At 70.9% G+C, this 21,541-nt stretch carries 18 protein-coding genes; 9 read left to right on the top strand and 9 right to left on the bottom strand.

The window, feature by feature from the left end:
* The first annotated feature begins 5 nt into the window (after window positions 1-5).
* Both OG599_RS31420 and OG599_RS31415 read left to right on the top strand, forming a co-directional pair.
* Entirely contained in the window at window positions 6-920 is a 915-nt protein-coding gene (locus tag OG599_RS31420; protein ID WP_327179358.1) for a carbohydrate ABC transporter permease, read from the top strand.
* A gap of 38 nt (window positions 921-958) precedes the next feature.
* Window positions 959-2,956 (top strand): right-handed parallel beta-helix repeat-containing protein, encoded by a 1,998-nt coding sequence (locus OG599_RS31415; RefSeq protein ID WP_327179357.1) that lies wholly within the window; start codon window positions 959-961, stop codon window positions 2,954-2,956.
* A gap of 90 nt (window positions 2,957-3,046) precedes the next feature.
* On the opposite strand, the gene OG599_RS31410 is transcribed toward OG599_RS31415, so the two are convergent.
* The 3 genes from OG599_RS31410 to OG599_RS31400 all read right to left on the bottom strand — a co-directional run bounded on the left by OG599_RS31410 (window position 3,047) and on the right by OG599_RS31400 (window position 5,854).
* On the bottom strand, window positions 3,047-3,778 hold the full coding sequence (locus tag OG599_RS31410; RefSeq protein WP_266714545.1) for a GntR family transcriptional regulator: 732 nt from the start codon (window positions 3,776-3,778) through the stop codon (window positions 3,047-3,049).
* Window positions 3,779-3,883: 105 nt separating this feature from the next.
* Window positions 3,884-4,873 carry an acetylxylan esterase gene (locus OG599_RS31405; RefSeq protein ID WP_327179356.1) on the bottom strand — a complete coding sequence of 330 codons (990 nt, stop codon included), beginning with the start codon at window positions 4,871-4,873 and terminating at the stop codon, window positions 3,884-3,886.
* Between the two features lie 159 nt (window positions 4,874-5,032).
* Complete coding sequence (locus tag OG599_RS31400; RefSeq protein ID WP_327179355.1) at window positions 5,033-5,854, bottom strand: amidohydrolase family protein; 822 nt, start codon at window positions 5,852-5,854, stop codon at window positions 5,033-5,035.
* Window positions 5,855-6,072: 218 nt separating this feature from the next.
* On the opposite strand from OG599_RS31400, the gene OG599_RS31395 reads away from it, so the two are divergent.
* The 3 genes from OG599_RS31395 (at window position 6,073) to OG599_RS31385 (ending at window position 9,734) form a co-directional block, all read left to right on the top strand.
* Window positions 6,073-7,914, top strand: a complete 1,842-nt coding sequence (locus tag OG599_RS31395) for a hypothetical protein (protein WP_327179354.1) — start codon at window positions 6,073-6,075, stop codon at window positions 7,912-7,914.
* The gene (locus OG599_RS31390; protein ID WP_327179353.1) at window positions 7,911-8,849 is read left to right on the top strand and encodes an aldo/keto reductase; all 939 of its coding nucleotides are present in this window, start codon (window positions 7,911-7,913) and stop codon (window positions 8,847-8,849) included. Before OG599_RS31395 ends, OG599_RS31390 begins: the two co-directional genes overlap by 4 nt.
* A gap of 474 nt (window positions 8,850-9,323) precedes the next feature.
* The gene (locus OG599_RS31385; protein ID WP_327179352.1) at window positions 9,324-9,734 is read left to right on the top strand and encodes an ATP-binding protein; all 411 of its coding nucleotides are present in this window, start codon (window positions 9,324-9,326) and stop codon (window positions 9,732-9,734) included.
* Between the two features lie 119 nt (window positions 9,735-9,853).
* Here the strand turns inward: OG599_RS31385 and OG599_RS31380 are convergent, their stop codons facing one another.
* Window positions 9,854-10,132, bottom strand: coding sequence for a hypothetical protein (locus OG599_RS31380; RefSeq protein ID WP_327179351.1), 279 nt, complete (start codon window positions 10,130-10,132; stop codon window positions 9,854-9,856).
* A 573-nt stretch (window positions 10,133-10,705) separates the two neighbouring features.
* Here OG599_RS31380 and OG599_RS31375 point away from each other — a divergent pair.
* Entirely contained in the window at window positions 10,706-11,659 is a 954-nt protein-coding gene (locus OG599_RS31375; RefSeq protein ID WP_327179350.1) for a helix-turn-helix transcriptional regulator, read from the top strand.
* A gap of 145 nt (window positions 11,660-11,804) precedes the next feature.
* On the opposite strand, the gene OG599_RS31370 is transcribed toward OG599_RS31375, so the two are convergent.
* From OG599_RS31370 to OG599_RS31350, 5 genes are all read right to left on the bottom strand, one after another.
* Window positions 11,805-12,206 carry a hypothetical protein gene (locus OG599_RS31370; protein WP_327179349.1) on the bottom strand — a complete coding sequence of 134 codons (402 nt, stop codon included), beginning with the start codon at window positions 12,204-12,206 and terminating at the stop codon, window positions 11,805-11,807.
* 44 nt (window positions 12,207-12,250) lie between these two features.
* Entirely contained in the window at window positions 12,251-12,802 is a 552-nt protein-coding gene (locus tag OG599_RS31365; protein WP_327179348.1) for a protease inhibitor I42 family protein, read from the bottom strand.
* Window positions 12,774-14,357, bottom strand: coding sequence for a peptidoglycan-binding protein (locus OG599_RS31360; RefSeq protein ID WP_327179347.1), 1,584 nt, complete (start codon window positions 14,355-14,357; stop codon window positions 12,774-12,776). The genes OG599_RS31365 and OG599_RS31360 overlap by 29 nt, the downstream gene beginning before the upstream one ends.
* 10 nt (window positions 14,358-14,367) lie before the next feature.
* Window positions 14,368-14,742, bottom strand: coding sequence for a hypothetical protein (locus OG599_RS31355; protein ID WP_327179346.1), 375 nt, complete (start codon window positions 14,740-14,742; stop codon window positions 14,368-14,370).
* Window positions 14,743-14,896: 154 nt separating this feature from the next.
* Complete coding sequence (locus tag OG599_RS31350; RefSeq protein ID WP_327179345.1) at window positions 14,897-15,118, bottom strand: hypothetical protein; 222 nt, start codon at window positions 15,116-15,118, stop codon at window positions 14,897-14,899.
* 216 nt (window positions 15,119-15,334) lie between these two features.
* Here OG599_RS31350 and OG599_RS31345 point away from each other — a divergent pair, with 216 nt between their 5' ends.
* From OG599_RS31345 to OG599_RS31335, 3 genes are all read left to right on the top strand, one after another.
* On the top strand, window positions 15,335-18,616 hold the full coding sequence (locus OG599_RS31345) for a GH92 family glycosyl hydrolase (protein ID WP_327180257.1): 3,282 nt from the start codon (window positions 15,335-15,337) through the stop codon (window positions 18,614-18,616).
* A 330-nt stretch (window positions 18,617-18,946) separates the two neighbouring features.
* Window positions 18,947-19,117 (top strand): hypothetical protein, encoded by a 171-nt coding sequence (locus OG599_RS31340; RefSeq protein ID WP_327179344.1) that lies wholly within the window; start codon window positions 18,947-18,949, stop codon window positions 19,115-19,117.
* A 116-nt stretch (window positions 19,118-19,233) separates the two neighbouring features.
* Window positions 19,234-21,096: an ABC transporter ATP-binding protein gene (locus OG599_RS31335; protein ID WP_327180256.1), complete on the top strand. Its 1,863-nt coding sequence runs from the start codon at window positions 19,234-19,236 to the stop codon at window positions 21,094-21,096.
* The last annotated feature ends 445 nt before the right edge of the window (window positions 21,097-21,541 follow it).

Raw genomic sequence — 21,541 nt, 5'->3', positions numbered from 1 at the left:
AGCCGATGGTGGTCGTCACTGAACCAAGGGTCCACGACAGGCCGCGGACCTCACCGGTCTCCGCCCCCGAGGTCTCTCCGGCACAACGGCGGGAAGCCGGCTCGCCCCTGCGCCGGGTACTCCTCGGCCTGCTGTTCGTCGTCATGATCGTGCCGGTGTACCTGCTCGTCGTGAACGCCTTCAAGTCCCAACAGGACATCCTCGACAGCCCGTTCTCGATCCCGCTGAGCGGTCTGACCTTCGAGCACATGTCCGCCGCCATCAGCAATCCGCAGTACAACGTCATCGGCGGCTACGGCTTCACGCTCTTCCTCGTCGTGGCCGTGGACGTCCTGTGCATCGCGCTGGCGGGACCGGCCGCGTACGCGATCGCCCGCAGTCTCAAGAAGCGGACGCAGCTGGTGCTGCTGTACTTCCTGGCCGGCACCTTCATCCCCGGGGCCGCCGTGATCATCCCGGTGATCTACGTACTGCGCGAGGTCGGCCTCGCCAACACCGTGACCGGCCTGGTCGCGCACGACGTGGCCTCGACGCTGCCCGTCAGCATCTTCCTCTTCGTGGGCTTCATCCGCGCGATCCCGGTGGACATCGACCACGCGGCGACGATCGACGGCGCGGGCCGCTACCGGACCTTCTGGACCATCATCTTCCCGCTGATGCGTCCGGCGGTCGTCACCGTCCTGATCCTCAACTCCATCGGGATCTGGAACGACTTCATCTCACCGCAGATCCTGCTCAGCCCGTCGTCCGGTCACTACACGGTGACGACGGCGATCTACGCGGGCATCAGCCAGTACTCCACCGATCTGACGAAGGTGTTCCCCAACCTTCTGCTCGCCGTCGCACCCGTGATCATCTTCTTCATCTACATGCAGCGCCACATCATCAGCGGTCTGACGGTGGGCGCGGTGAAGGGATGAGCGCACGCATCGTTTCCCTCCGGAGAAAGGACCATTCAGTGTCGAGGAGAAGGTGGCCACGCCCCGGTACGGGCCTGTGGTCCGCAGCAGCCCTGCTCGCTTCGCTCGCCGTGGTGACGGCCGCAGTTCCGGCCGCCGCGCACCCGCATCCGCACAAGTCCCAGGCGGGCGCGGTCTACTACGTCGCTCCGTCGGGCCAGGACTCCCGCACGGGCACCACCGCGGGCCAGGCGTTCCAGCACATCCAGCGGTGCGCCGACGTCATGCAGCCCGGGGACACCTGTCTGATCCAGTCGGGTACGTACGCCGAGACCGTCGTACCGGCCCGGTCGGGCACCGCCGCGCTGCCGATCACCTACCGGGCGGCGCCGGGGGCGACGGTGACGCTGAGCGGAACCGCGCCGGTGCAGGGCTTCTCGCCCGTCACCGGCGCGGACGTCGCGGAGATCGCCGAGAGCGATCCGTACGCCCAGAACTCCGCGTTCAGCGCCGCGGTGGCGGCCGGACACGTCTACAGCACCTCCGCCGACCTGGGCTCCGACGTGACGACCGTGCAGGTCTTCACCGACAAGAAGGCGGGCGTCGAGGCGCAGTGGCCCTACCCCGGGCTCGACCTGCTCGATCCCACGCTGCAGTACGCCGACACGGGGAGCGCGGACGCGACGATCACCGACCCGGCCCTGACCCGGCCCGCCGGGTACTGGGACGGTGCGCGGGCCCTGACCGGCTACTGGTACATCTCGGCGACCGGCACGGTGCAGAGCTCGGCCGTCGGCTCGGTGACGCTCGACGTGGCGCCCCCGTGCGTGCACAAGGTCGTGCCGAAGGAGACGCGGTACGCCCTCGCCGGAAAGATCGGTGAGCTCTCCCGCCCGGGCGAGTGGTTCTACGACCCCACCGCCAAGCGTCTGTACCTCTACAGCGAGGACGACCCGGCCGCGCACACCGTCGAGGCGAAGACCCGCACCCTGGCCTTCGACCTGACGGCCGCGAGTCACACGACCGTGGAAGGCGTCGGGCTGTTCGCCTCCACCATCAGGACGGGACCGACCAGCACGGGCGTGACGCTGGACGCGATCAACGGCACGTATCTGTCGCACTACACCGACATCACGCGCGGCGCGACGGACTGCGGCAGCACGGTGACGCGCGGCGTCGGCGACACGGGCATCGTCCTCGACGGGACGTACAACACGATCGCGAACAGTGATCTGTCGCTGAGCGCGGGCAACGGCATCGCCCTGCGCGGGCAGAACAACACCGCCACGAACAACGTGATCCACGACGTCGACTACATGGGGACGTACGCGGCGGGCATCGCCGTGCAGGGCAACAGCCAGACGGTCACCCACAACACGATCAGCCGGGTCGGCCGGAGCGGCATCAACCTCCAGTGGAACACGGTGGAGGGCCTCACCCCGGGCAAGGACCTGATCGCGTACAACGACATCTCGGGGTACGCCCGCCTCAGCCTGGACGTCGCCGCGATCTACACCTGTTGCAGCGCCTACATGATGGGGACGTCCATCGACCACAACGTGCTGCACGATCCGGAGCCGGCCACGACGCTCACCACCTTCGGGGTCTCGGGCATCTACGCCGACAACGGGCAGAGCGACCTGGTGATCGCGAACAACGTGGGCTGGGGCAACCGGGAGGGCACGGTGATGCTCAACGGTCTGGGCACCGGCTCGCACGACAACGGGGTGTACAACAACACCGGCGGGATGACCCTCTTCTACGTCAAGGAGCCGGGGCAGTCGACCGGAACGAAGATCTACAACAACGTCGGCGCCATTCGCGGGCTGACGGGTGCCACCGACGGCGGGCTCGTGCTCTCGAACAACCTCCCCGCGGAGACCGATCCGCTCTTCGTCGACGCGGCCGGGCACGACTTCCGGCTGACCGCCGACTCCCCTGCCCGGGGCCAGGCGATCGCGCTGCCGGGCATCAACGACGGCTCGACGGATACGGTGCCGAGCCTCGGCGCCTACCAGTACGGGGCGCCGAAGTGGGTTGCGGGGGCGGTCCGTTGAGTGCGCTCCCGTAGTCCCGGGACCACGCCCCGACGCAGGAGGGCCCGAGCCGGATGTCCGGCTCGGGCCCTCCTGGCGCTGGGGTTGCAGCTACTTCCTGGCTACGGCCCTGCGCGGTTTCCGCTTCACCTCACGCGCGTCCGGGACCGGTCCGCGGCCGGCCGCGTGGTCGGCGAACGCCTCGGCCGCCAGCTCGGCGTCGCGGGACCGCAACAGTCCGACGAGCCGGCCGTGCTCCTCCGCCATGGCGCTCCAGTCACCCTCGAAGAGGGGGTCGGAGATGGCTCGCAGGGTCCGCAGGCTCGGCTCGATGACCTCCCACATCCGGGCCAGGAACGGGTTGCCCGCGATCCGGCTGACCAGGGTGTGGAACTCGATGTCGGCGTCGCGGAACAGGCTCACGTCGCTCGCGGCGACGGCGTCCCGCATCCGTTCGACCAGCGCGTCGAGTTCGCGGAGGTGGTCGTCGGTGAGGTGTTCGGTGGCGAGCCGCGCGGCGAGCCGCTCCAGCGGTTCGCGCACCTGCCGGGCGTACTCGGCGTCCTGTGCGGAGATCTCGACGACGAAGTGGCCGCGGCGCGGGACGTGCATGAGCAGGCCCTCACGGGCCAGGCGCTTGACCGCCTCGCGCACCGGAGCCTGGCTCACCCCCAGACGCCGGGCGATCTCCGACTCGACCACGCGCTCGTTCGGTCCGAGATCGCCGTCGACGACGGCCTGGCGGAGCAGCTCGTAGACCTGATCCGAGATCAGGGTCTTGCGGAACCGGTCCTTGTTCGTGGCCAGCGTGGAGACGAATCCAGCCGACGCGGTCGATGCCATGAATTCCCAATCCTGCGACGGGCGAACCAGTTGTGTCATGGTACGCGCTCATCGTCTATCGATGGAATCTAGATGGGGTATGCACGGGGGTACGGTCCCCGGAAATCACCGGGCCGGGCCGTCCAGCTGCTTGGCCAGCCAGTCGAGTTTCACGACCTCGTGCGTGGGACCTCCGCCTTCGTGGTCGTTGAACGGGTAGGCGCGTATGTGCTTGTCGGCCTGGTCGACCCCGGCTTCGGCGCCGTAGTGGTTGAACGCCGCGTACCCCGTCGAGGGCGGGCAGATGTGGTCCATGAGCCCGACCGAGAACAGGGTCGGCGCGTTCGCCCTGCGGGCCAGGATGACGCCGTCGAAGTACGCCAGCGTGCGGGCGACCGTGCCCGCGTGCTCCCTGTGCAGCTTCACGAACTGCGTGACCTCGGCGTACGGCGGTTTGTCGGTGATCGTGGTGGCGCGCGGGAAGTGGCACAGGAACGGCACGTCCGGCATGACGGCCACGAGGTCCGGGACCAGGCCCGCCGCGGCCAGTGCGATGCCGCCGCCCTGGCTGGTTCCGGTGACCGTGACGCGCGTGGGGTCGACCGAGGGATGCGTGCGTACGGCGGCCACCGCCCGGACGGCGTCGGTGTAGAGCCGTCGGTAGAAGTAGCGCCGCGGGTCGAGCACCCCGCGGGTCAGGAAGCCGGGCGCGGCGATGTCGCCGGAGGCCGGGTCGGGGTCGGGCGTCTCGGCGCCCTGTCCCCGGGTGTCCATCACGAAGTGCGCGTACCCCGCGCAGGCCCACAGCCGCTTCTCGTGCGGGGCCCCGCGTCCGCTGCCGTATCCCAGGTACTCCACGACGGCGGGCAGCGGCCCGGAGCGGGTGACGGGCAGGTGCAGCCAGGCGCGTACGGGGTGCCCGCCGTATCCGGCGAACGTCACGTCGTACGTGTCGATGGTGGCGAGACCGTTGTGGACCGGTTCGAACGTCACGGTGGGAGCGAAGTCCCGCTGTTCGTACAGGGTTTCGCGCCAGAACGCGTCGAAGTCGTCGGGCTCGTCCAGAACCGGGCGGTACCGCTCCAGCTCCTCCAGGGGCAGGTCGAACAAGGCCATGTCGCATCTCCGCATCGTCGAAGTCGGGCCGGCCGGCCCGAGGAGTTTTTCATCGTCTATCGATCATCGAGGGAATCGAATCAAGGTGGTCCGACGGGTGTCAACCACGAAGGACGGCGTCACCGCGAAGGCCCGGGTGTCAACCACGAAGACCGGGTGTCAGCCTCGAAGTCCGTACACCCGGACGGCGTTGGTGTGCAGGATCCGCCGGCGCTCGTCGTCCGGGAGGTGGTCGAGCCCGAGGCAGGAGAGCTCCAGGGAGTCGGCGCGGCTGCCGCGCGGCAGGCAGATCGGCCAGTCGGAACCGACGAGGCACCGGTCGGGGCCGAGCGCACCCACCACGTGCCTGACCAGCTCCGCGATCCGTTCCGGCGGCACGCCGTGCTGTTGGGTGAGCAGGCCGGAGATCTTGACGACGACGTTCGGCGCCGAGGCGGCCCGCTCCAGGTCCCGGTACCACTCCCCGGGGTCGAGGCGGAGGTTCGGCGGGTTGCCGAGATGGTCGACGACCACGGTGAGTTCCGGATGCCGGGCGGCCACCCGGGCCGCCGACCGGAGCGCCCCGGATCCCAGGTTGAGCTCCAACACCAACCCTGCGGAGGCGAGTTCCGGCACCAGCGCACGGGCGGACTCCGGGCAGTCCGCCCAGCTCGCACCGCCCAGGCGCATGCCGTTCGGGCGGGTGTCGCCCAGATCGTGCAGCAGGGCGCGGAAGCGCCGGGGGCCGCCGTCGCTGTGGACGTGCAGATTTCCCACGTACCCCGCGACGAGGTCGGGGCGGCTGGTCCGCCATGCGCGCAGGTCAAGCGTCTCGCCGGCGTCGCCGCGGGACCCCTCGACCAGGATCGCGCCGGTCGGGGCGGCGTCCCCCGTCGACGCCTCCAGGTCCTCGATGCGAAACGCCCGGTCATGGACGCTTCCCGGGTGGATCCATGGGAATCCCAGCGCCGGGTCCCACAGGTGCACATGGCAGTCGATCACGGTCGGGATCCTCCTGAGGTGCCGTTCCCGAGTATTGACAGGCCGACTCGCGCCGGTGAGTCTAACCATCGGCTATCGATGGTCGATTGTGAAGGGCGGATGTTCTTGATGTCCAGGGACCGACGGACCAGTGGCTCGAACACGGTGACAGGGGTGGGGATATGACGGCCGGCGCCGTGCCCGGTCCCCGTCTCCGGGCGACCCGCACCCTGACCGAAGTGCCTCGCTGGGCCGTGCTCCAGCGGGAGTTGTTCGCCTTTCAGGACAGAGCCTGGCGGCTCTTCTCCGACCGTTACACCGAAGGTGACGGCCGCCTCGTCTTCCGGGACACGCTCGGCGTCGGCCCGGACGGCCGTGACGGCGTGGACGACTTCTACGAGCCGTTCTTCAACTGGCCCACGCTGTACGTCCTCGGCGGCAGCGCGGATCTCCTGACGGCGGCGCGGCGGCACTGGAGCGGCGTGTCCGCGCAGCTCACCGAGATGGGCATGCTCCGGGGCGGGCTGGAGCGCGGATACGACTGGTTCCACCAGGGCGAGGGCCTGCTGCTCTTCTACGGCCTGTGCCTGGCCGACCCCCATGACCGTCGACTGCGCGAACTGGCCAGCGGTTTCGCCGACTTCTATCTTCCTGGCGGCCCGAACTACGATCCGGATCACCGGGTCGTGCGCGCACCGCACAACGGATCGGCGGGGCCGCGCGAGGGATTCAGCGACGAGGAGCCGTACTTCCCGTGGAGCCTCGCCCTGCGCCCGTACGGGCTGCCGCTCGACGCGATGGGCGACGTCACCTCCTTCGACCAGCTCGCGGCCGACCCCGAGCGCGCCCGCTCCTACGGCCGTGCGATGTGGGACCGGATGGGGCGCGGTGACACGATCGTCAATCTGGCCGCGACGGGACTGGCCACGAACGCCTTCCTCCTCAGCGGTGAGCAGCGCTACGCGGACTGGGTGACCGAGTACGTGGGCGCTTGGCACGAGCGGCTCGACGGACACGACGTCGTCCCCGACAACGCGGGCCTCAGCGGCAAGGTCGGCGAGTACCTGGGCGGCCGGTGGTACGGCGCGCACTACGGCTGGTCCTGGCCGCACGGCCTCTCCCCCGTGGGCAGCGCCACCCTGGTCGGAGCCTCGAACGCGGCCCTGCTGAGCGGGGATTCGGCCTACCTCGACCTGGCCCGCAACCCGCTCGACGCCGTACTGCGCCAGGGCGAGCAGCGCGGCGCCGACGGCCGGGGCACCCTGGGCGAGCGCTGGAATCCGCATCTGCGCGCGATGGATGCCGACCGGACGCTGATGGTCCCGCAGCGGCACAACGACTCCGGCTGGTTCGACTTCACCGTGATGCCAGGTCAACTTCCGCTCTCGCTGTGGCACTTCAGCCGAGAGGACCAGGACCAGGAACGGATCGAGCGGCTGCGTGCGGGCGCCAACTGGGACTGGACGACGGTGCACACCCAGCGCATCAAGGACGAGGCCGGCCACGAGGAGCCGTGGTACGAGTTCCTCCAGGGCCGCAACCCTGGCTTCCCCGAGCGCATGCTGCGCAGCGCCCTCGACTCCTGCGCCGAGCGCGTCGACGCCATCGAGAACGACACGGTGGACCCGGCGGCGGGCCCCGGCGTTCTCGACATCCACCACTGGCAGAACCTCAACCCCGTGGTCACGGAGGCGCTGCTGCAGCTGACCACCGGCTCGCCGCAGGTGCTCTACAACGGGGGCCTCACCCACATGCATCTGCGCTACTACGACGCCGCCGGGCAGCGGCCGGGACTGCCCGCGGACGTCGCGGCGCTCGTCTCCGACATCCGTCCCGAGCGCACCGTCGTGGAACTGGTCAACCTCGGTGGCACCGCGCGCTCGCTGGTGGTGCAGGCGGGCTCGTTCGCCGAACACGCGGTGCACACCGCGCAGGTCGACGACGGCCCCGTCGAGGACGTGGGCGGCCCCTACTGCCGCGTGGAACTGCCCGGAGGCACCCAGCTGCGGCTGACCCTGACGATGACCCTGCGCGGCACCCGGCCCACCTGCGGCACCCCGTTCCGCGAGGAGGCGCGATGACCGGCCGACTGCCCTTCGACCTGCCCCGCCTGGGCATCGGAACCGCCCCGCTGGGAGGCCTGTTCGAGGAGGTGACCGAGGCGGCCGCGGCGGCCACGCTGGAGGCCGCGGCCCGCGAGGGGATCACGTACTTCGACACGGCACCGCGCTACGGGCACGGTCAGGCCGAGGACAGGCTCGGCCGCCTGCTGGCTCCGGCGGGCGTCACGGCGCCGCTGATCTCCACGAAGACGGGCTGGTTGCTGCGGCCGAAGCCCGACGGTTCGCCGGGCGAGGTCGTCACGGACTGGACGGAGTCCGGCATCCGCGCGTCCCTGGAGTCGAGCCTGGACCGCCTGGGCCGGTCGTCGGTCGACATCCTCTATCTGCACGACGCGGACGCCTTTCCGGAGGAGGTCCGGCGCACGGCCTACCCGGCACTGCGCCGGCTGCGGGACGAAGGACTGGTGCGGGCGATCGGCTTCGGCATGAACAACAGTGCCCCGCTCGCCGCGTACGTGGCGGAGTTCGACGTGGACGTCGTCCTCATCGCGGGCCGGTTCTCGCTCCTGGACCACGACGCGCTGGGAACGCTGCTGCCGCTGTGCGTGCGGACCGGCACCTCGGTCGTCGTCGGCGGGGTCTTCAACACCGGTCTCCTCGCGGACCCTTCCCCCGGCGCGATGTTCAACTACCGTCCCGTTCCCGAGCAGGCCCTGGCCCGCGCGCGCCGGTGCCGGGACCTGTGCGCGGAGTACGGAGTGCCGCTCGCCGCGGCGGCGATCCAGTTCCCCTCCCTGCATCCGGCCGTCGCGTCGGTCGTCGTCGGCTGCCGGTCGGCCGCCGAGGTCACGGCGAACGCGGCGGCGGCGCGGTTCCCCGTCCCGGACGCGCTGTGGCTGCGGCTGGGCGAATCGGGATTCGTTCCGTCGGAGTTGGTGCCCGGCCTCGCGTAGGGCGTGTGTCGAAAGTGGCGCCGTCCGCCCGGAGGGCGGGTCCGGCGGCGTCCGGTGCGTGCGATCGCACGGCGGATGGTCACCCCGATACTGGATGTATCGGGGCGATCCAGACAACAGGGCGAGCGTGCGTGCCGGGCGTCGCCGGACAGGCGGGACTTTCGACACAGGGCCTCACACCGCCGAGCGGGCAGGAGCGGCGCTGCGGAGCGGTGGCGTGATTCCCGTGAGCGTGGGGCCCCGGCTGCCGGGCCCCCACGTTCAGTGATACCGGCGGCCCCGGGGCCGGTGGGCGGGCAGTCCCTGGTTCGGCAGTCGGCGGCGCCATCGGCCGCGCCTCGCCACCCCCGGGGTACCCGGCAGGGATCACCGCTCGGGAAATCCCGGTCACGAGATGAACGCCGAACTGCGTACTTCCAGGATCGGCGGGCATGTGGGAGCGGCGAGACGTTACAGACGGACAGTGGAGGCGGTGTGAACGAAGAACTCGCAAGCGTCCTGGATACCTGCACCGCCCTTCCGGCGAGCGCGGCTGACGCCCGCGAGCAGGTCGAGGTACTGCTCGGTGAGCAGTGTGTTCCCGGCGACGGCCGCAGGGACGGCGTCGTGTGGGCCGATGCCCTCCTGGTGACCTCCGAGCTGGTCACCAACGCGTACCTGCACGGCGGAGGGCTCACCGCGTTCTCCGCGTGGATCGCGGGCGACGAACTGTTCCTGTCGGTCAGCGATGGAAGTACCGCGCTTCCCGTCACCCGCTCACGCACCCCCGGCCGGTACACCGTGGGTGGTTACGGCTGGCCCATGGTCGCCCGCCTGTCGAAGAGCCTGTCGGTGACCCCGACCGCCACCGGAAAGAGCATCGAAGCCGTCCTTCCTCTCTCCTGAGGCTCTCCGCCGTGGATCCGGCGGCTCGAACCGGTCGTCGCATCGCCTGCGTCCGTCCTCTCCCCTGCGGGAGGAATCCGATGTCGTCCTCCCGGCACGGGCCCCGGAATGTCGGGCGTTCAGTTCGCCGGTGCGCGCGGGGTCCGCACGGGAGCACTCCATGACACCGAACGAGGATGTCCCGCCGCGAGGAAGCGGCTGGTGGTTTCCGTGACGTCGAGGAGGCGCCGTACGGCCAGGGACGGTGCGACCACCTCTATGCGCGTGCCCTCGGATCCGCTGCCGGACAGCGCGCGCAGAAAGGCGAGATCGGCGAAGGTGACGGCGGAGCAATCGATCACGATGTCGGGAACCCGCGCCCGGCCCACGGCTTCGTCGAGGACGCCAGTGGTCGCCATGTCGAAAACCCCCCGCGCATACAGCACGCATCGACCACCCTGTACATCCTGGTACGCCGTGACCTCGGCCCGCCCACTGCTGTGCCGGGCGGTGTGAGCTGTGAGCACTGCAAACCTCTCTCGGTGCGTGGATGCCACGGCCGGCCCTGCCGTGGTGGGCCGTCCGCCCCGACGGATGCCCTCGCCCTCCCGCCGCACACCCACGTGTCCGCGCTTGGTGACCGGTGTTTCGCGGCAGAGGCTTTGGCACTTCGTTTTCCGACCCTGAAGGCCGTCCCGTGGTTCCTGACGGGCCGGTGTGCGGCGTCGGATGCGGTGCTCCGCACGGCGGAGGGGCGTTCGCACACGGGATGTACGCGGACGTTCGGACAGCGCGGCGAGGTGCCGTAGCTGTTGCCGCTCACCCGTCGGAACCACGGGCCGGCCTGTGGAGGGATCGCCGGTCACGGGCCGATGTTCCCGAGCGGTCACCGCTGGACCCCGCGCCAACCCCGCGGCGCCCGCGAGCCGCGTGCGGCGGCGTCGTACGCTGAGGCGGGAATGACGCGCCGAAGCGCGCATGGGGAGGCACAGATGAAGACGGAGCGTTTCGACAGCGGAAGCCTGGAGGCGACGGAGGAGTTCCTGTCGCGCGCCTACACGCCGATGCGGATCGGCGGCCGGCCCAGCGACACGCAGACGCGCATCGTACGGACCGCTGCCGAAGGCCTGACCGTCGACCGCCTCACCTTCGGCTACACCATGTCCTACACCGCCAACCCGCTGGGCCAGGTCTGTCTGATCACCGTGCACAGCGGCAGCATGGTGGACACCACCGAGGGACGCCACGAGGTCTACGGCGCAGGCGAAACCTTCCTCATCGCCCCTCCCGACCGCCCCTACACCGGCGCCCTGCACTCCGCGCGCTACACCATCTCGATGTTCGACCCGGCGGTGCTCGGCCAGGTGGCCGCCGCAGGTGCTCACTCCGCCCCGGGACCGGTCCGTCTCACGGGTCAGCGCGCGCACGACGTCGGAGCCAACCGTCGGTTGGGCAGTACCGTGGCCTTCCTCCGCGACCAGGTTCTGACCGGGCCCACCCCTCCGGACCCCCTCGTCGTCGCCACCGCCACCCAGCATCTGGCCGCTGTCGCCCTGGCCGCGCTCCCCAGCACCGCGTACCGGGACGATTTCCATCGCGTCGACAGCCGCGACGCCCACACCGACACCCTGCGCCGGGCCAGGACCTTCATCGAGGAGAACGCCCATCGCGCCATAGGCCTGGCCGACATCGCCGCTGCCGCGTTCGTCACCCCGCGCGCCGTGCAGTACGCCTTCAGCCGGCACGCCGACACGAGCCCGCTCGGCTACCTGCGCCAGGTGCGTGTCGTCCGCGCCCACCACGAACTGAAGAGCGCCGACCCCAGCACGTCCACGGTGACCCAGGTAGCCGCGCGTTGGGGATTCCCGCACGTCGGTCGCTTCGCGGCTGCGTACCGTGAGCTCTACGGCACGACCCCCGCGGCGACCCTTCGCACCCGCGACTGAGAAAGTGCTGGGTGACTGATCGGTCGCGGCCTGTTGCCGTCCGGTGACGATCTTCGCGGGTACGGCCCGGATCCGGGGAGCCTCTCGGGCCCGGACGCCGCCGGACCCGCCCTCCGGGCGGACAGCGCTGCTTTCGCAACACGCTTCAGCCGCGCGCCCGGGTCAGCTGCTTCAGTTCGATGATGGTCGCGACGGCGCGCAGCCAGGTTGCCGCGGTGTCGTCGGCGGCGATCCCGCCCACGAGTTCGGCGCCGGTGCGCAGCCACTCGTGTACGAGGACGGCCGCCTCCCGGCCGGGCACGGGCTCGGGCAGCTCCGCGGCGCGGGCGAGTCCGCCGGCGCGCACGGTGTCGGCGAGGAAGGCGACCGAGCGCGGCTCGGTGCCGAGGCGGTCCAGGACGACGGCCGCGGCCGCGGCACCGTCGCCGGTCAGGGCGGTGCGCCGGGGGCCGGGTCCGGCGGTGAGGCCGTAACGCAGCAGGACGGTGATGTCGAGCCGGGCCAGCTCGTCGTCCGTGCGGTGCGGCGGGTACGGGGCGTCGTTCATGGCGGGCCTCGGCTATCTCGTCCCAGCTGGCTGGTGCGCTGCGGTCAGTTGACGGTGACGGTGTAGGTGATGCGCTCGGGAGCCGGCGAGGGGGACGGGGAAGAGGACGCCGTCCCCGCGGAGGAGGCCGTCCCCGCGGTCGGGGTGGCGGAGGGTCCGGTCGACTCGGGGGGTTGCGTGGAGGTGTTGCCCTGGCACGTGGTGAAGGTGCAGTGCAGCAGCGTGAACCGGGTGGTCCCCTTGCCCTTGGCCTCGAAGGTGAAGGTGAGCTTGCCACCGGCACCGGGCGTCGGTTCGTCGCCGGAGTCCGACGCGTACTCCTTGCCGCGGTCGGCGAGCACCGCGCTGTCGGGCCCGGGATCGACCAGGTACCAGTACTCGCGGGTGGAGGCGTTCTGGTCGACGGTGAGCGAGAAGCGCTCGCCCGGCTCGGCCGTGATGCTGGTGTCCTTCACCGAATGGCTGGTGACGCCCGAGGAGCCGCCGCCCGAATCGTCGCCGCCCGAGTCGCACCCGGCGGCGGCGAAGGCGAGGAGTGCGACGGCCGCGACCGCGGCACCGCCCCGGTCACCGCGGAAGATAGACGCTGTACGCATTGGGGAGATCACTGTTGGAAGCCTTGCCCATGTGGCCGTTGATGAAGTCGTCCTCGCTGACCCAAGTGGTCTCGCCCCAAGGGTTGTACACCTGGAGCATGTCACCTTCCTGGGCGATGATGGTCATCGCGTGGGCGCCCTCCTTGCCCGAGACGTCGACCGGCACCGGCCGGCCCTCCGCCACCGAGCGCTCGACCTCGGTGAGGACAGCCCTGCGGTCGGCGGCGTTGTCCAGGTCCTGGCGCTGGTAGTCACTGCCGGTGGCACGGCCGATGGTGGAGTCGTTGATCCGCTCCTGCCCCTCGGGGCCCATGCCGCCCCAGTTCTCGCCGCCGTCGCCCTCGGTGTGCAGCCGGTGCTGTTCCTCCACCAGCCGCTGCCGGAAGGCGTCGGGATCGTCCTGCTGCCCGTCGGGGCCGCCGGTGAGTTCGAGCGCGTACAGCGGGTCGACCATGGCGCGGGAGGTGACGGTGGACGAGGCCACGCAGGTGCCCTCGGAGCCGTCGCCGCCCTGGATCCACCGCTGGCCGTCGAACGTCACGAAGTCCTTGTTGTTGTTCGAACCGTCCGACGCCAGGCCCTCGTCGTTCATGCTGTCCCCGGCGGTGACCACCGGAGTGAGGTGCCGGCGCAGCCAGTCGGGGTCCTTGCCGTGGATCTTGTCCTGGAACCTCCCGATCTCGTCGACGCTGTGGCCCGCGGCCAGCGCCTTCATCAGATAGGCCCGTTCCTGCGGACTGTCGGAGTTCGCCAGCATCCGTTCCATGGCGGTCTCGTCGTCGAGGCTGAGCTGGTCCATACGGGTCGACGCGCGCTCCAGATCGCCGGCCGTGAGAATCTCGTTCAGCTCGGTGTCGGCGCCCGCGACACCGGTGTCGGCGAGCATCAGCTTGTCGACGGCGGTGAGTTCGCTGGTCCCCATCTTCCCGGCCCGTGCCTCGGCGGCCCACTTGTTCAGGTCCCGGGCCGCGACGCGGGTGGCCTCCTGCGCCTCGGAGACGGCGGCGTGCATCAGGTCGACCGCGGTGGAACCGAAGTGGGCGGCGTTCTTGCGGTCCCACTCCTCGTCGTCGTTCTCGTGCAGGTTGTCGAAGAACCCGTCCTTGCCGCCGAGCATCTGCTTCTGCTCCAGCAACTGTCCGCGGCCCTGCTCGTCCTTGCGCTGCGCGGCGCCGATCGCGTCGGCCAGCGTCAGCAGCACCGTCGCGCTGCCGTGGAACGCCTCGCTCATCTGGGTCACGGACCGCCCGGCGGCCTTCACCACGTCGGAGGCGAGGACGCTCGTGTCGCCGACCCATGCCTCCGGAATACCTTTGCGGCCCACCCGGTCGACCTGGTCGAACACACTGCTGAGGGGGCCCACTTGGCCGCGGTAGAGGTTCGCCAGCCCCTCCAGGACGCCCGGGTCGCCGCCCGGTTCGGGCACCGCGAGGGCTTGGCCGATCAGGTCGAGGACCTCGTTCTTGCTCCCGGCACCGAGCAACTTCTCGGAAAGGCCGGCCAGCGTCGCGAGGCGGACCGAAGGGGCATCGAAAGGAGAGGGGAAGAGAGACACCGGCCCGACCTCAGTAGCTCGACAGGGACGAGGCGTGACCGCCCTGCCTCGACGGACCGGTGGTGCCGCTCGTGCCGCCGGCGGGGACGCTGTCCATGCGCGTCTGCACCAGGCCTTCGGCGCCGTCGTAGGCCCCCTTGGCCAACTGCACCTTGCCACCGAGCTCGTGCAGCGCCGACGCCAGGTTCCTGGACTCCGCCTCCCACGCCTTGGCGAACGCGTTGAGCGCCGACGCGGCGTCGTTGCCGCCCGCGTCGTCGTACGCGTACGTCGTGCGGGCCTTGACGGCCGAGCTGACGCCGTCCATGTCCGTACCGGCTTCGTCGAGTTGCTGCGCCTGGCCGGTCAGCCCCGCCTTGACCTGGTAGCCGTCGAACCCCACCACGTCTCCCCCGTATGCGTTCGATTATGACCGCAGGCAGGCTAACACTCGCCGCACGGGAGAAGGCCGCCTTCATCCGCCGCACACAGCTCCTCGACATCACCCACCCTGCGGAGCGGCCGAGCCCCGTGCCGGGCTCGGCGAACGGCAGCCGCCGTCAGGAAACGTCCGCCCGCCAGCCGGTGAGGTCGCCTTCGTCCGCGTCCTCGAAGCCGACCGCGAACGGTTCGTCACCGTCCGCCGCCAGGTGGACGGTGCACTGCTCCACGGTGCCGCCGGGCGGGACCGTGCTGCCGACCTCGTCCTTGGGGCGGCCCTTGCGTACGGACTCCGGGGTGACGGCCCACACCCGGGTGCCCCGCGTACGCGAAACGATCAAAGGCTCCGCGGGACCTTGACACCCCGGCTCGGCAGGAGGAGCATCCTCCCGTCGTTGACAACGTTGTCGGGACAGGTTCGCCCGGGCAGGCAACGGCGTTTCCGCTCCCGCCCGTTGACCGTCCGTCACACACGAAGGGCAGGATCGGTGTCAGACACGCACAACCGTCGGACGCACCCCGGGCTCAGAGCCGTCAGCTGCGTCGCGGTGACCGCCATGGCCGCTCTGGGGCTGGCCGCCACAGCCGCCCCCGCATCGGCGGCGTCCTCGTACGACACCGTCAAGGACCCGGTGTCGTACGTCCACCCGCTGATCGGCACCGCGAACGCGGGCAACACCTACCCGGGCGCCGTTCAGCCGTTCGGCATGCTGGCCTGGAGCCCGCAGAACTCGCGGGGCAAGCAGGTCTCGACACCCGCTCCCGGCGGCTACCAGTACGACGCGACGAAGATCCGCGGCTTCAGCCTGACCCATCTGAACGGCGTCGGGTGCTCCGGGGCGAACGGCGACATCCCGATCATGCCGTACGTGGGTGACGTCGACACCTCGCCCACCTCGGACGCCACCGACGCGAAGTACGCGAGCGACTTCGCGCACGCGGACGAGACGTCCACCCCCGGCTACTACAAGGTGGGCCTGGCCAGCGGCGCTTCGGCGGCGCTCACCACGACCGCCCGTACCGGCACGGGGCAGTTCGGCTTCCCCGCGGACAAGCCCGCCACCATGCTCTTCCGCACCTCGAACTCGGAGAGCGGCAGCACCGCCGCCACGGTGAAGATCGACAAGGCCGGGCGGACGGTGACGGGCTCCGTCACCGCGGGCAACTTCTGCGGCCCGCAGAGCGCGAACAACCGCAAGGACCTCTACACGCTCTACTTCACCGCACACTTCGACAAGGACTTCGCGAAGGTCGGCACCTGGACGGACGACACCGTCCGGCCCGGGTCCACCTCGGCGTCCGGCGGTACGGGGTACAGCTCCTCCGGCAACCCGGTGGCGGGCAAGGGCTCCGGCGCGTACGTCACCTTCGCCGACGGGACCACCGCGGCGCAGGCCAAGGTCGCCGTCTCCTACGTCAGTGCGCAGAACGCGGAGGACAACCTCCGTGCGGAGAACGGGCGCCACGCGACGTTCGACTCCGTCAGGAAGCAGGCCGCCAAGAACTGGAACAAGGCGCTGAAGACGATCGAGGTGGGCGGCGGCACCGACGCCCAGCGGTCCACCTTCTACACCGCGCTCTACCACTCGATGCTGGAACCCACCCTGACCAGCGACGTGGACGGCCGCTACCTCGGCGCCGACCTCAAGCCGCACAAGCTCGCCAAGGGGCAGAAGGCGCAGTACGGCACCTTCTCCGGCTGGGACCAGTACCGCGCGCAGGTGCAGCTGATGACGCTGATCAACCCGCGGGCGGGCAGCGACTACGCCCAGTCCCTCTACAACTACGCGAGTCAGCGCGGGGGTGAGTGGGACCGCTGGCTGCTGGAGAACGGCAAGACCAGCGTGATGTCGGGTGACCCCTCCGCCGCGGCGGTCGCCGGGATCTACGCCTTCGGCGGCCACGACTTCGACGTCGAGGGGGCGCTGAAGTCGCTGGTGACGGCGGCCACCGTGCCGACGGCGAACGACTCCGACAGCTCGGGCTGCAACGTCGAGTGCGTCGGCCAGCGGCCCGCGCTCGACAAGTACCTGGAGCTCGGTTACGTACCGGCGGACGGCTGCCACTGCTGGGGCGGCGCCGCCGAGACGCTGGAGGACGCGGCGGCCGACTACGGCCTGTCCGAGCTGTCCCGGCAGACCGGGAAGAACGCTGACGCGAAGAAGTTCCTGGCGCGCTCGGGCAGCTGGTCCTACGTCTTCGACGCCAACGCCACCCCCGAGGGCGGCTACGTCCGCGACCGCAAGGCCGACGGCACCTGGGCCGGCACCTTCACCCCGGGCACCGGCACCGGCTTCGTCGAGGGTTCCAGCGCGCGGTACACCTGGATGGTCTACTCGGACATCGCGGGTCTCTCCGCCGCGATGGGCGGGAACGACACGACGGTGAAGCGGCTGGACGCCTTCTTCCGCACGCCGGACGGGAAGTTCGACTTCACGGCGAAGGACGCCACCCGGTACGACCCGACCAACGAGCCCGACATCAACGCCCCGTACCTGTACAACTACCTCGGCGCTCCGTACAAGACGCAGGAGACGGTCCGCGCCGAGGTGGACCAGCTGTGGACCGACACCCCGGGCGGCATCCCCGGCAACGACGACGCCGGCACCATGTCGTCCTGGTACGTGTTCTCGGCGCTGGGCATGTACCCGCAGAACCCCAGCCGCGCCGACCTGGTCCTCACCGCTCCGCTCTTCCCGCACGCGGTGGTGCACACCGGCCACGGGAAGACCATCACGATCAAGGCACCGGCCGCCTCGTCGGCCAACACCTACATCCACGGCCTGAAGGTCGACGGCAAGAAGACCGAGAAGACCTGGGTCCCGGCCTCGTTCGTCACCCGTGGCGGCACGCTGGACTACACGCTCGGCGCCACGCCGGACACCTCCTGGGGCAGCGCGGCGGCCGACGCCCCGCCGTCCTTCCCCGGCGGCGGCGTGAAGTACTTCACCGGCGCGACTCCCGAGCAGGTGAAGATCGAGCCCGGCTCGGGCAGCGCGGAGACCACCGTCAAGGTGCAGACCCTGGAGACCAAGGCCACCACGGTCCACTGGACGGCCACGGCTCCGTCCGGTGTCACCGTCACGCCCTCGGCGGGCGACTTCACCGTCCCGGCGGGCGGCTCGGTGAGCGCGAAGCTCACCGTGTCGGCCACGGCGGACACGACCGAGGGTCACTACACGGTCCCGGTGACGCTGAAGTCCTCCGACGGCGCCACCCTCCCGAAGACCTCGGTCGCGGTGACCGTCGCCGAGAAGAACGGCATGCTGTGGAACCGCAACAGCACCGGCATCTCCACCGACGACACGAACCCGCAGGCCAACTTCGACGGTGAGGGCTGGAGTTACTCGGCCGCCGCGCTCGCCGCGGCGGGCACGACGCCGGGCGGCACGGTCTCGTCCGGCGGCTTCGACTTCACCTGGCCCGCGGCGGGCGCCGGTGACCCCGACAACATCGAGGTCACCGGTACCACCCCTCAGGTGCTGAACGTCCCCTCCGCCGAGGGCGACACGAAGCTGAGCCTGCTGGGCAGCGCGGCCGAGGGCGCGGCCACCGGCAAGCTGACGCTGACGTACACCGACGGCACCACGCAGCAGGCCGACGTCGGCTTCAGCGACTGGACGCTGGGCGGTGGCTCCCAGCAGCCGTCGTACGGCAACACGGTCGCGGTCCACACCACGTACCGCGACGTCCAGGGCGGCGGCAAGGACCCGGTGGGCACGGAGATCTTCTCCTCCGCGCCGATCGCGCTCCAGGCGGGCAAGCAGCTGGCGAGCGTGACGCTGCCCGCCACCACGAACGGCGGCATCATCCACATCTTCGCGGTGGCCACCGCCTGACCGTCCGTCCGTACGTACGTCCATCCGTCCGAGTCTGAGCGGGCCGTCGTGTCCGGGGTTCTCCCCGATGCGGCGGCCCGTTCGCCGTGTGCGGCCGGGCCCTCGGCCCGCGTCGGCGGGTCGTCGGCGAGCGGTGGGCGGGTCGTCGGCGTTTCGGCCAACTCCGCTCCCTGCACGGCCCCTTGTGGCGTACGGGTGGATGTAACCGGCATCCTCGTGCGGCCCCGGTACCCCGGGAACCGGGCCCGACCGAAATACACGCGTTCGAAGTTCCACCCCTGTCGTTAGGCCTCACGAACCCGGCCGGAACGACCACCAAAGGGGACTCTCATGATCACCGCACGGCATCGCCACCCACTGCCCCCGGCTTTCGAGCACGTCCCGCACGCCGCCCCCGCACCCCGCCCCGCCGACCCCGAACAGCGTCCGGCCGAGGGCACGCACCGCACCACCACCAGCGCCCCCGGTTCCGTACGCGTGGACACGGGGTGGGCCGCATGAGCGAGTCGACCGACCCGTCGAACAACGGCGTCCCGGGGCCGCGTACCGCCTACGAGACACCTTCCGTACCGCCGGCCCCGCCGACCGGCGGCCCCGGAGCGGCCGAGGAGCCGCAGATGCGGTACGTCGACCTCACCGGCAGCCGGGAAGCGGCCGGGCGCTCCATCCGGATGCGCGACATGGCCAGACGCCTCCCCCAGCTGGTGCGCCGCTCGCTGGCCCTCGCCTGGCGGGTGGACCGGCGGGCGACCACCGGCCTCCTGCTCTGCCAGGCCGCCGCCGGAGTGCTCCAGGCCCTCGGCCTGGTCGCCATCAGCGGCACCCTCACCGCGCTGCTCACCGGCGGTGACGTCTACGACCGGCTCCTCGAAGCGTGGCCGTCCGTCCTCCTGCTGGCCGGTACCTCCGGAGCCCGCGCCCTCCTGGGGATCACCGTCGCCTGGCTGTCCTCCCGCCTCGGCCCGCTCATGTCGCGCGAGGCGGAACAGATGCTGCTCACCGGGTGCGCCGAGGTGGAGCTCCGCGCCTACGACGACCCCGACTTCAACCGCGACCGTGAGGCCGCCGACCGGGGCGCGCAGGTCACCGGCGACCTGATCGACGAAGGCCAGGACCTCATCGCATCCGCCGCCAGCTTCCTCGCCGGGGCGATCGTCCTGGCCGGGGTGCACTGGGTCCTCCTGCCACTGCTGGTCGCGGCGAGCCTCCCCCAGGCCCTGGCCCAGGTCAGCGCCGCCCGCGTGCGTTACCTCGCCAACCTCCGCAGCAACGGCGACCTGCGGATGCTGTCGGTGCTGCGCTGGCACATCTACACCAAGGACGCGGCCGACCAGATCCGGGCCGGCACCATGGGCGGTTTCCTGTCCGGCCGTTACCGGCAGACGGTGGCCCGGATCAACCGCGAGGACCGGAAGGCGGCCGACCAGGGTGCGGTCACGTCCCTGGTCGGCGCGGTGTGCGGCGGGCTCGGATCGGCGGTCGTCTGGGCGGCGGTCGCCTGGCTGCTGACGAGCGGCCGCATCACCGTCGGGCACGCCGGGACGGCCGTCTTCGCCCTGCAGACGGTGGGCCAGTCGGTCCGGGGGCTGGTGGCCGTCGGTGCGCGTGCCGTACGCACGGGTCTGTACATGGACGACTGGAGCGGCTTCCTGGACAAGGCGGGCGGCTACCGCATGCGCCGGGGCTCCCACCGCCCGGAACCGCCGAAGACGATCGAGATCTCGTCGGTCACCCACCGCTACGCGGGCAAGGACCGCGACGCGCTGTCCGAGGTCTCCCTCACTCTGCGGCGCGGCGAGGTCACCGCGCTGGTGGGGTTCAACGGATCGGGAAAGTCGACGCTGTCGAAGCTGGTCAGCGGGTTGTACCTGCCGACCGACGGGCAGGTGCTCTGGGACGGTACGCCCACCGGCGAAGCCGATCCCCAGGCGCTGTGGCAGCAGGTGGCCCTGGTGCCGCAGGACTACGCGCACTGGCCGCTGACCGTGCGCGAGAACGTGAACCAGGGGCAGCCCACCGCACGCGGCGACGCGGCGGTGCGCGAGGCCTGCGAGGCCGCCGGCGCCGACGAGGTCATCGACAGGCTCGGCGCGGGCCTGGACACCCTCCTGGCACGGGAGTGGCTCAACGGGGAGGAACTGAGCGGCGGCCAGTGGCAGCGCATCGCCCTCGCCCGGGCCTTCTTCCGCGAGGCGGGGCTGCTGGTCCTCGACGAGCCGACCGCGAACCTCGATCCCCGCGCCGAGTACGGGATCTTCCAGCGGCTGCGGGACCTCGCCCGGGACCGGGTGGTGCTGCTGGTGACCCACCGCATCACCAACGTGGCCGTGGCCGACCGGATCGTGGTCCTCGACGAGGGCAGGATCGTCCAGGAGGGCAGCTACGCCGAACTCGCAGAGCAGCCAGGCCTGTTCCAGCAGTTGCTGTCCTACCAGGTCACCGCCGAGGCCGACGGCGGGAAGAACGCGACACGCGCGTGAGCCGCGCTCTCCACCTGCCGGGCTGCCGCGCCGGGACGACCCCCACCGCAGGAGACACCGGCGGGATCGCCGCCTGAGTGGTGCTCATCGCAGCCCGAGTGGTGGTCACGGCTTCACCGGCGAAGCCGGGGGCTGTCCCGTGCCCGCCCCCGGGCATCGCGGGACAGCCCGTCGCCCGGCACGGCACGGCTGCTCCCCGGCGGGCGATCTCCGGCAGGGGAGCAGCCGCCACCGACGGCATTCGGCCACAAACAGCCTCGGCCGAAACGGACTCGGACCCTCCGGCGGATCATCCCGACCGCCCCCGTGCCGCCCGGCGCTTTCCGGCGGCCGACGCGGTTCCGCCCGAGGCCCCGCACGGGACGAGCGCCGCCACCGCCCCCGGCGAGCGGGTTCCGCGCCGGCTCGGAGAAACACCTCGGAGCCTCGACGGATCGAGCCACCG

This window comes from Streptomyces sp. NBC_01335 (assembly GCF_035953295.1).
Taxonomy (GTDB): domain Bacteria; phylum Actinomycetota; class Actinomycetes; order Streptomycetales; family Streptomycetaceae; genus Streptomyces.
The sequence above is the reverse complement of the archived record's forward strand: the minus strand, read 5'-3'. Positions and strand labels throughout refer to the sequence as shown.

Excerpts from the sequence above, each read along its gene's own strand:
- OG599_RS31420 (WP_327179358.1), top strand. The coding sequence starts at position 6 with ATGGTGGTCGTCACTGAACCAAGGGTCCACGACAGGCCGCGGACCTCA.
- OG599_RS31410 (WP_266714545.1), bottom strand. The coding sequence starts at position 3,778 with ATGGCATCGACCGCGTCGGCTGGATTCGTCTCCACGCTGGCCACGAAC.
- OG599_RS31405 (WP_327179356.1), bottom strand. The coding sequence starts at position 4,873 with ATGGCCTTGTTCGACCTGCCCCTGGAGGAGCTGGAGCGGTACCGCCCG.
- OG599_RS31390 (WP_327179353.1), top strand. The coding sequence starts at position 7,911 with ATGACCGGCCGACTGCCCTTCGACCTGCCCCGCCTGGGCATCGGAACC.
- OG599_RS31380 (WP_327179351.1), bottom strand. The coding sequence starts at position 10,132 with ATGGCGACCACTGGCGTCCTCGACGAAGCCGTGGGCCGGGCGCGGGTT.
- OG599_RS31375 (WP_327179350.1), top strand. The coding sequence starts at position 10,706 with ATGAAGACGGAGCGTTTCGACAGCGGAAGCCTGGAGGCGACGGAGGAG.
- OG599_RS31370 (WP_327179349.1), bottom strand. The coding sequence starts at position 12,206 with ATGAACGACGCCCCGTACCCGCCGCACCGCACGGACGACGAGCTGGCC.
- OG599_RS31365 (WP_327179348.1), bottom strand. The coding sequence starts at position 12,802 with ATGCGTACAGCGTCTATCTTCCGCGGTGACCGGGGCGGTGCCGCGGTC.
- OG599_RS31345 (WP_327180257.1), top strand. The coding sequence starts at position 15,335 with ATGGCCGCTCTGGGGCTGGCCGCCACAGCCGCCCCCGCATCGGCGGCG.
- OG599_RS31340 (WP_327179344.1), top strand. The coding sequence starts at position 18,947 with ATGATCACCGCACGGCATCGCCACCCACTGCCCCCGGCTTTCGAGCAC.
- OG599_RS31335 (WP_327180256.1), top strand. The coding sequence starts at position 19,234 with ATGCGGTACGTCGACCTCACCGGCAGCCGGGAAGCGGCCGGGCGCTCC.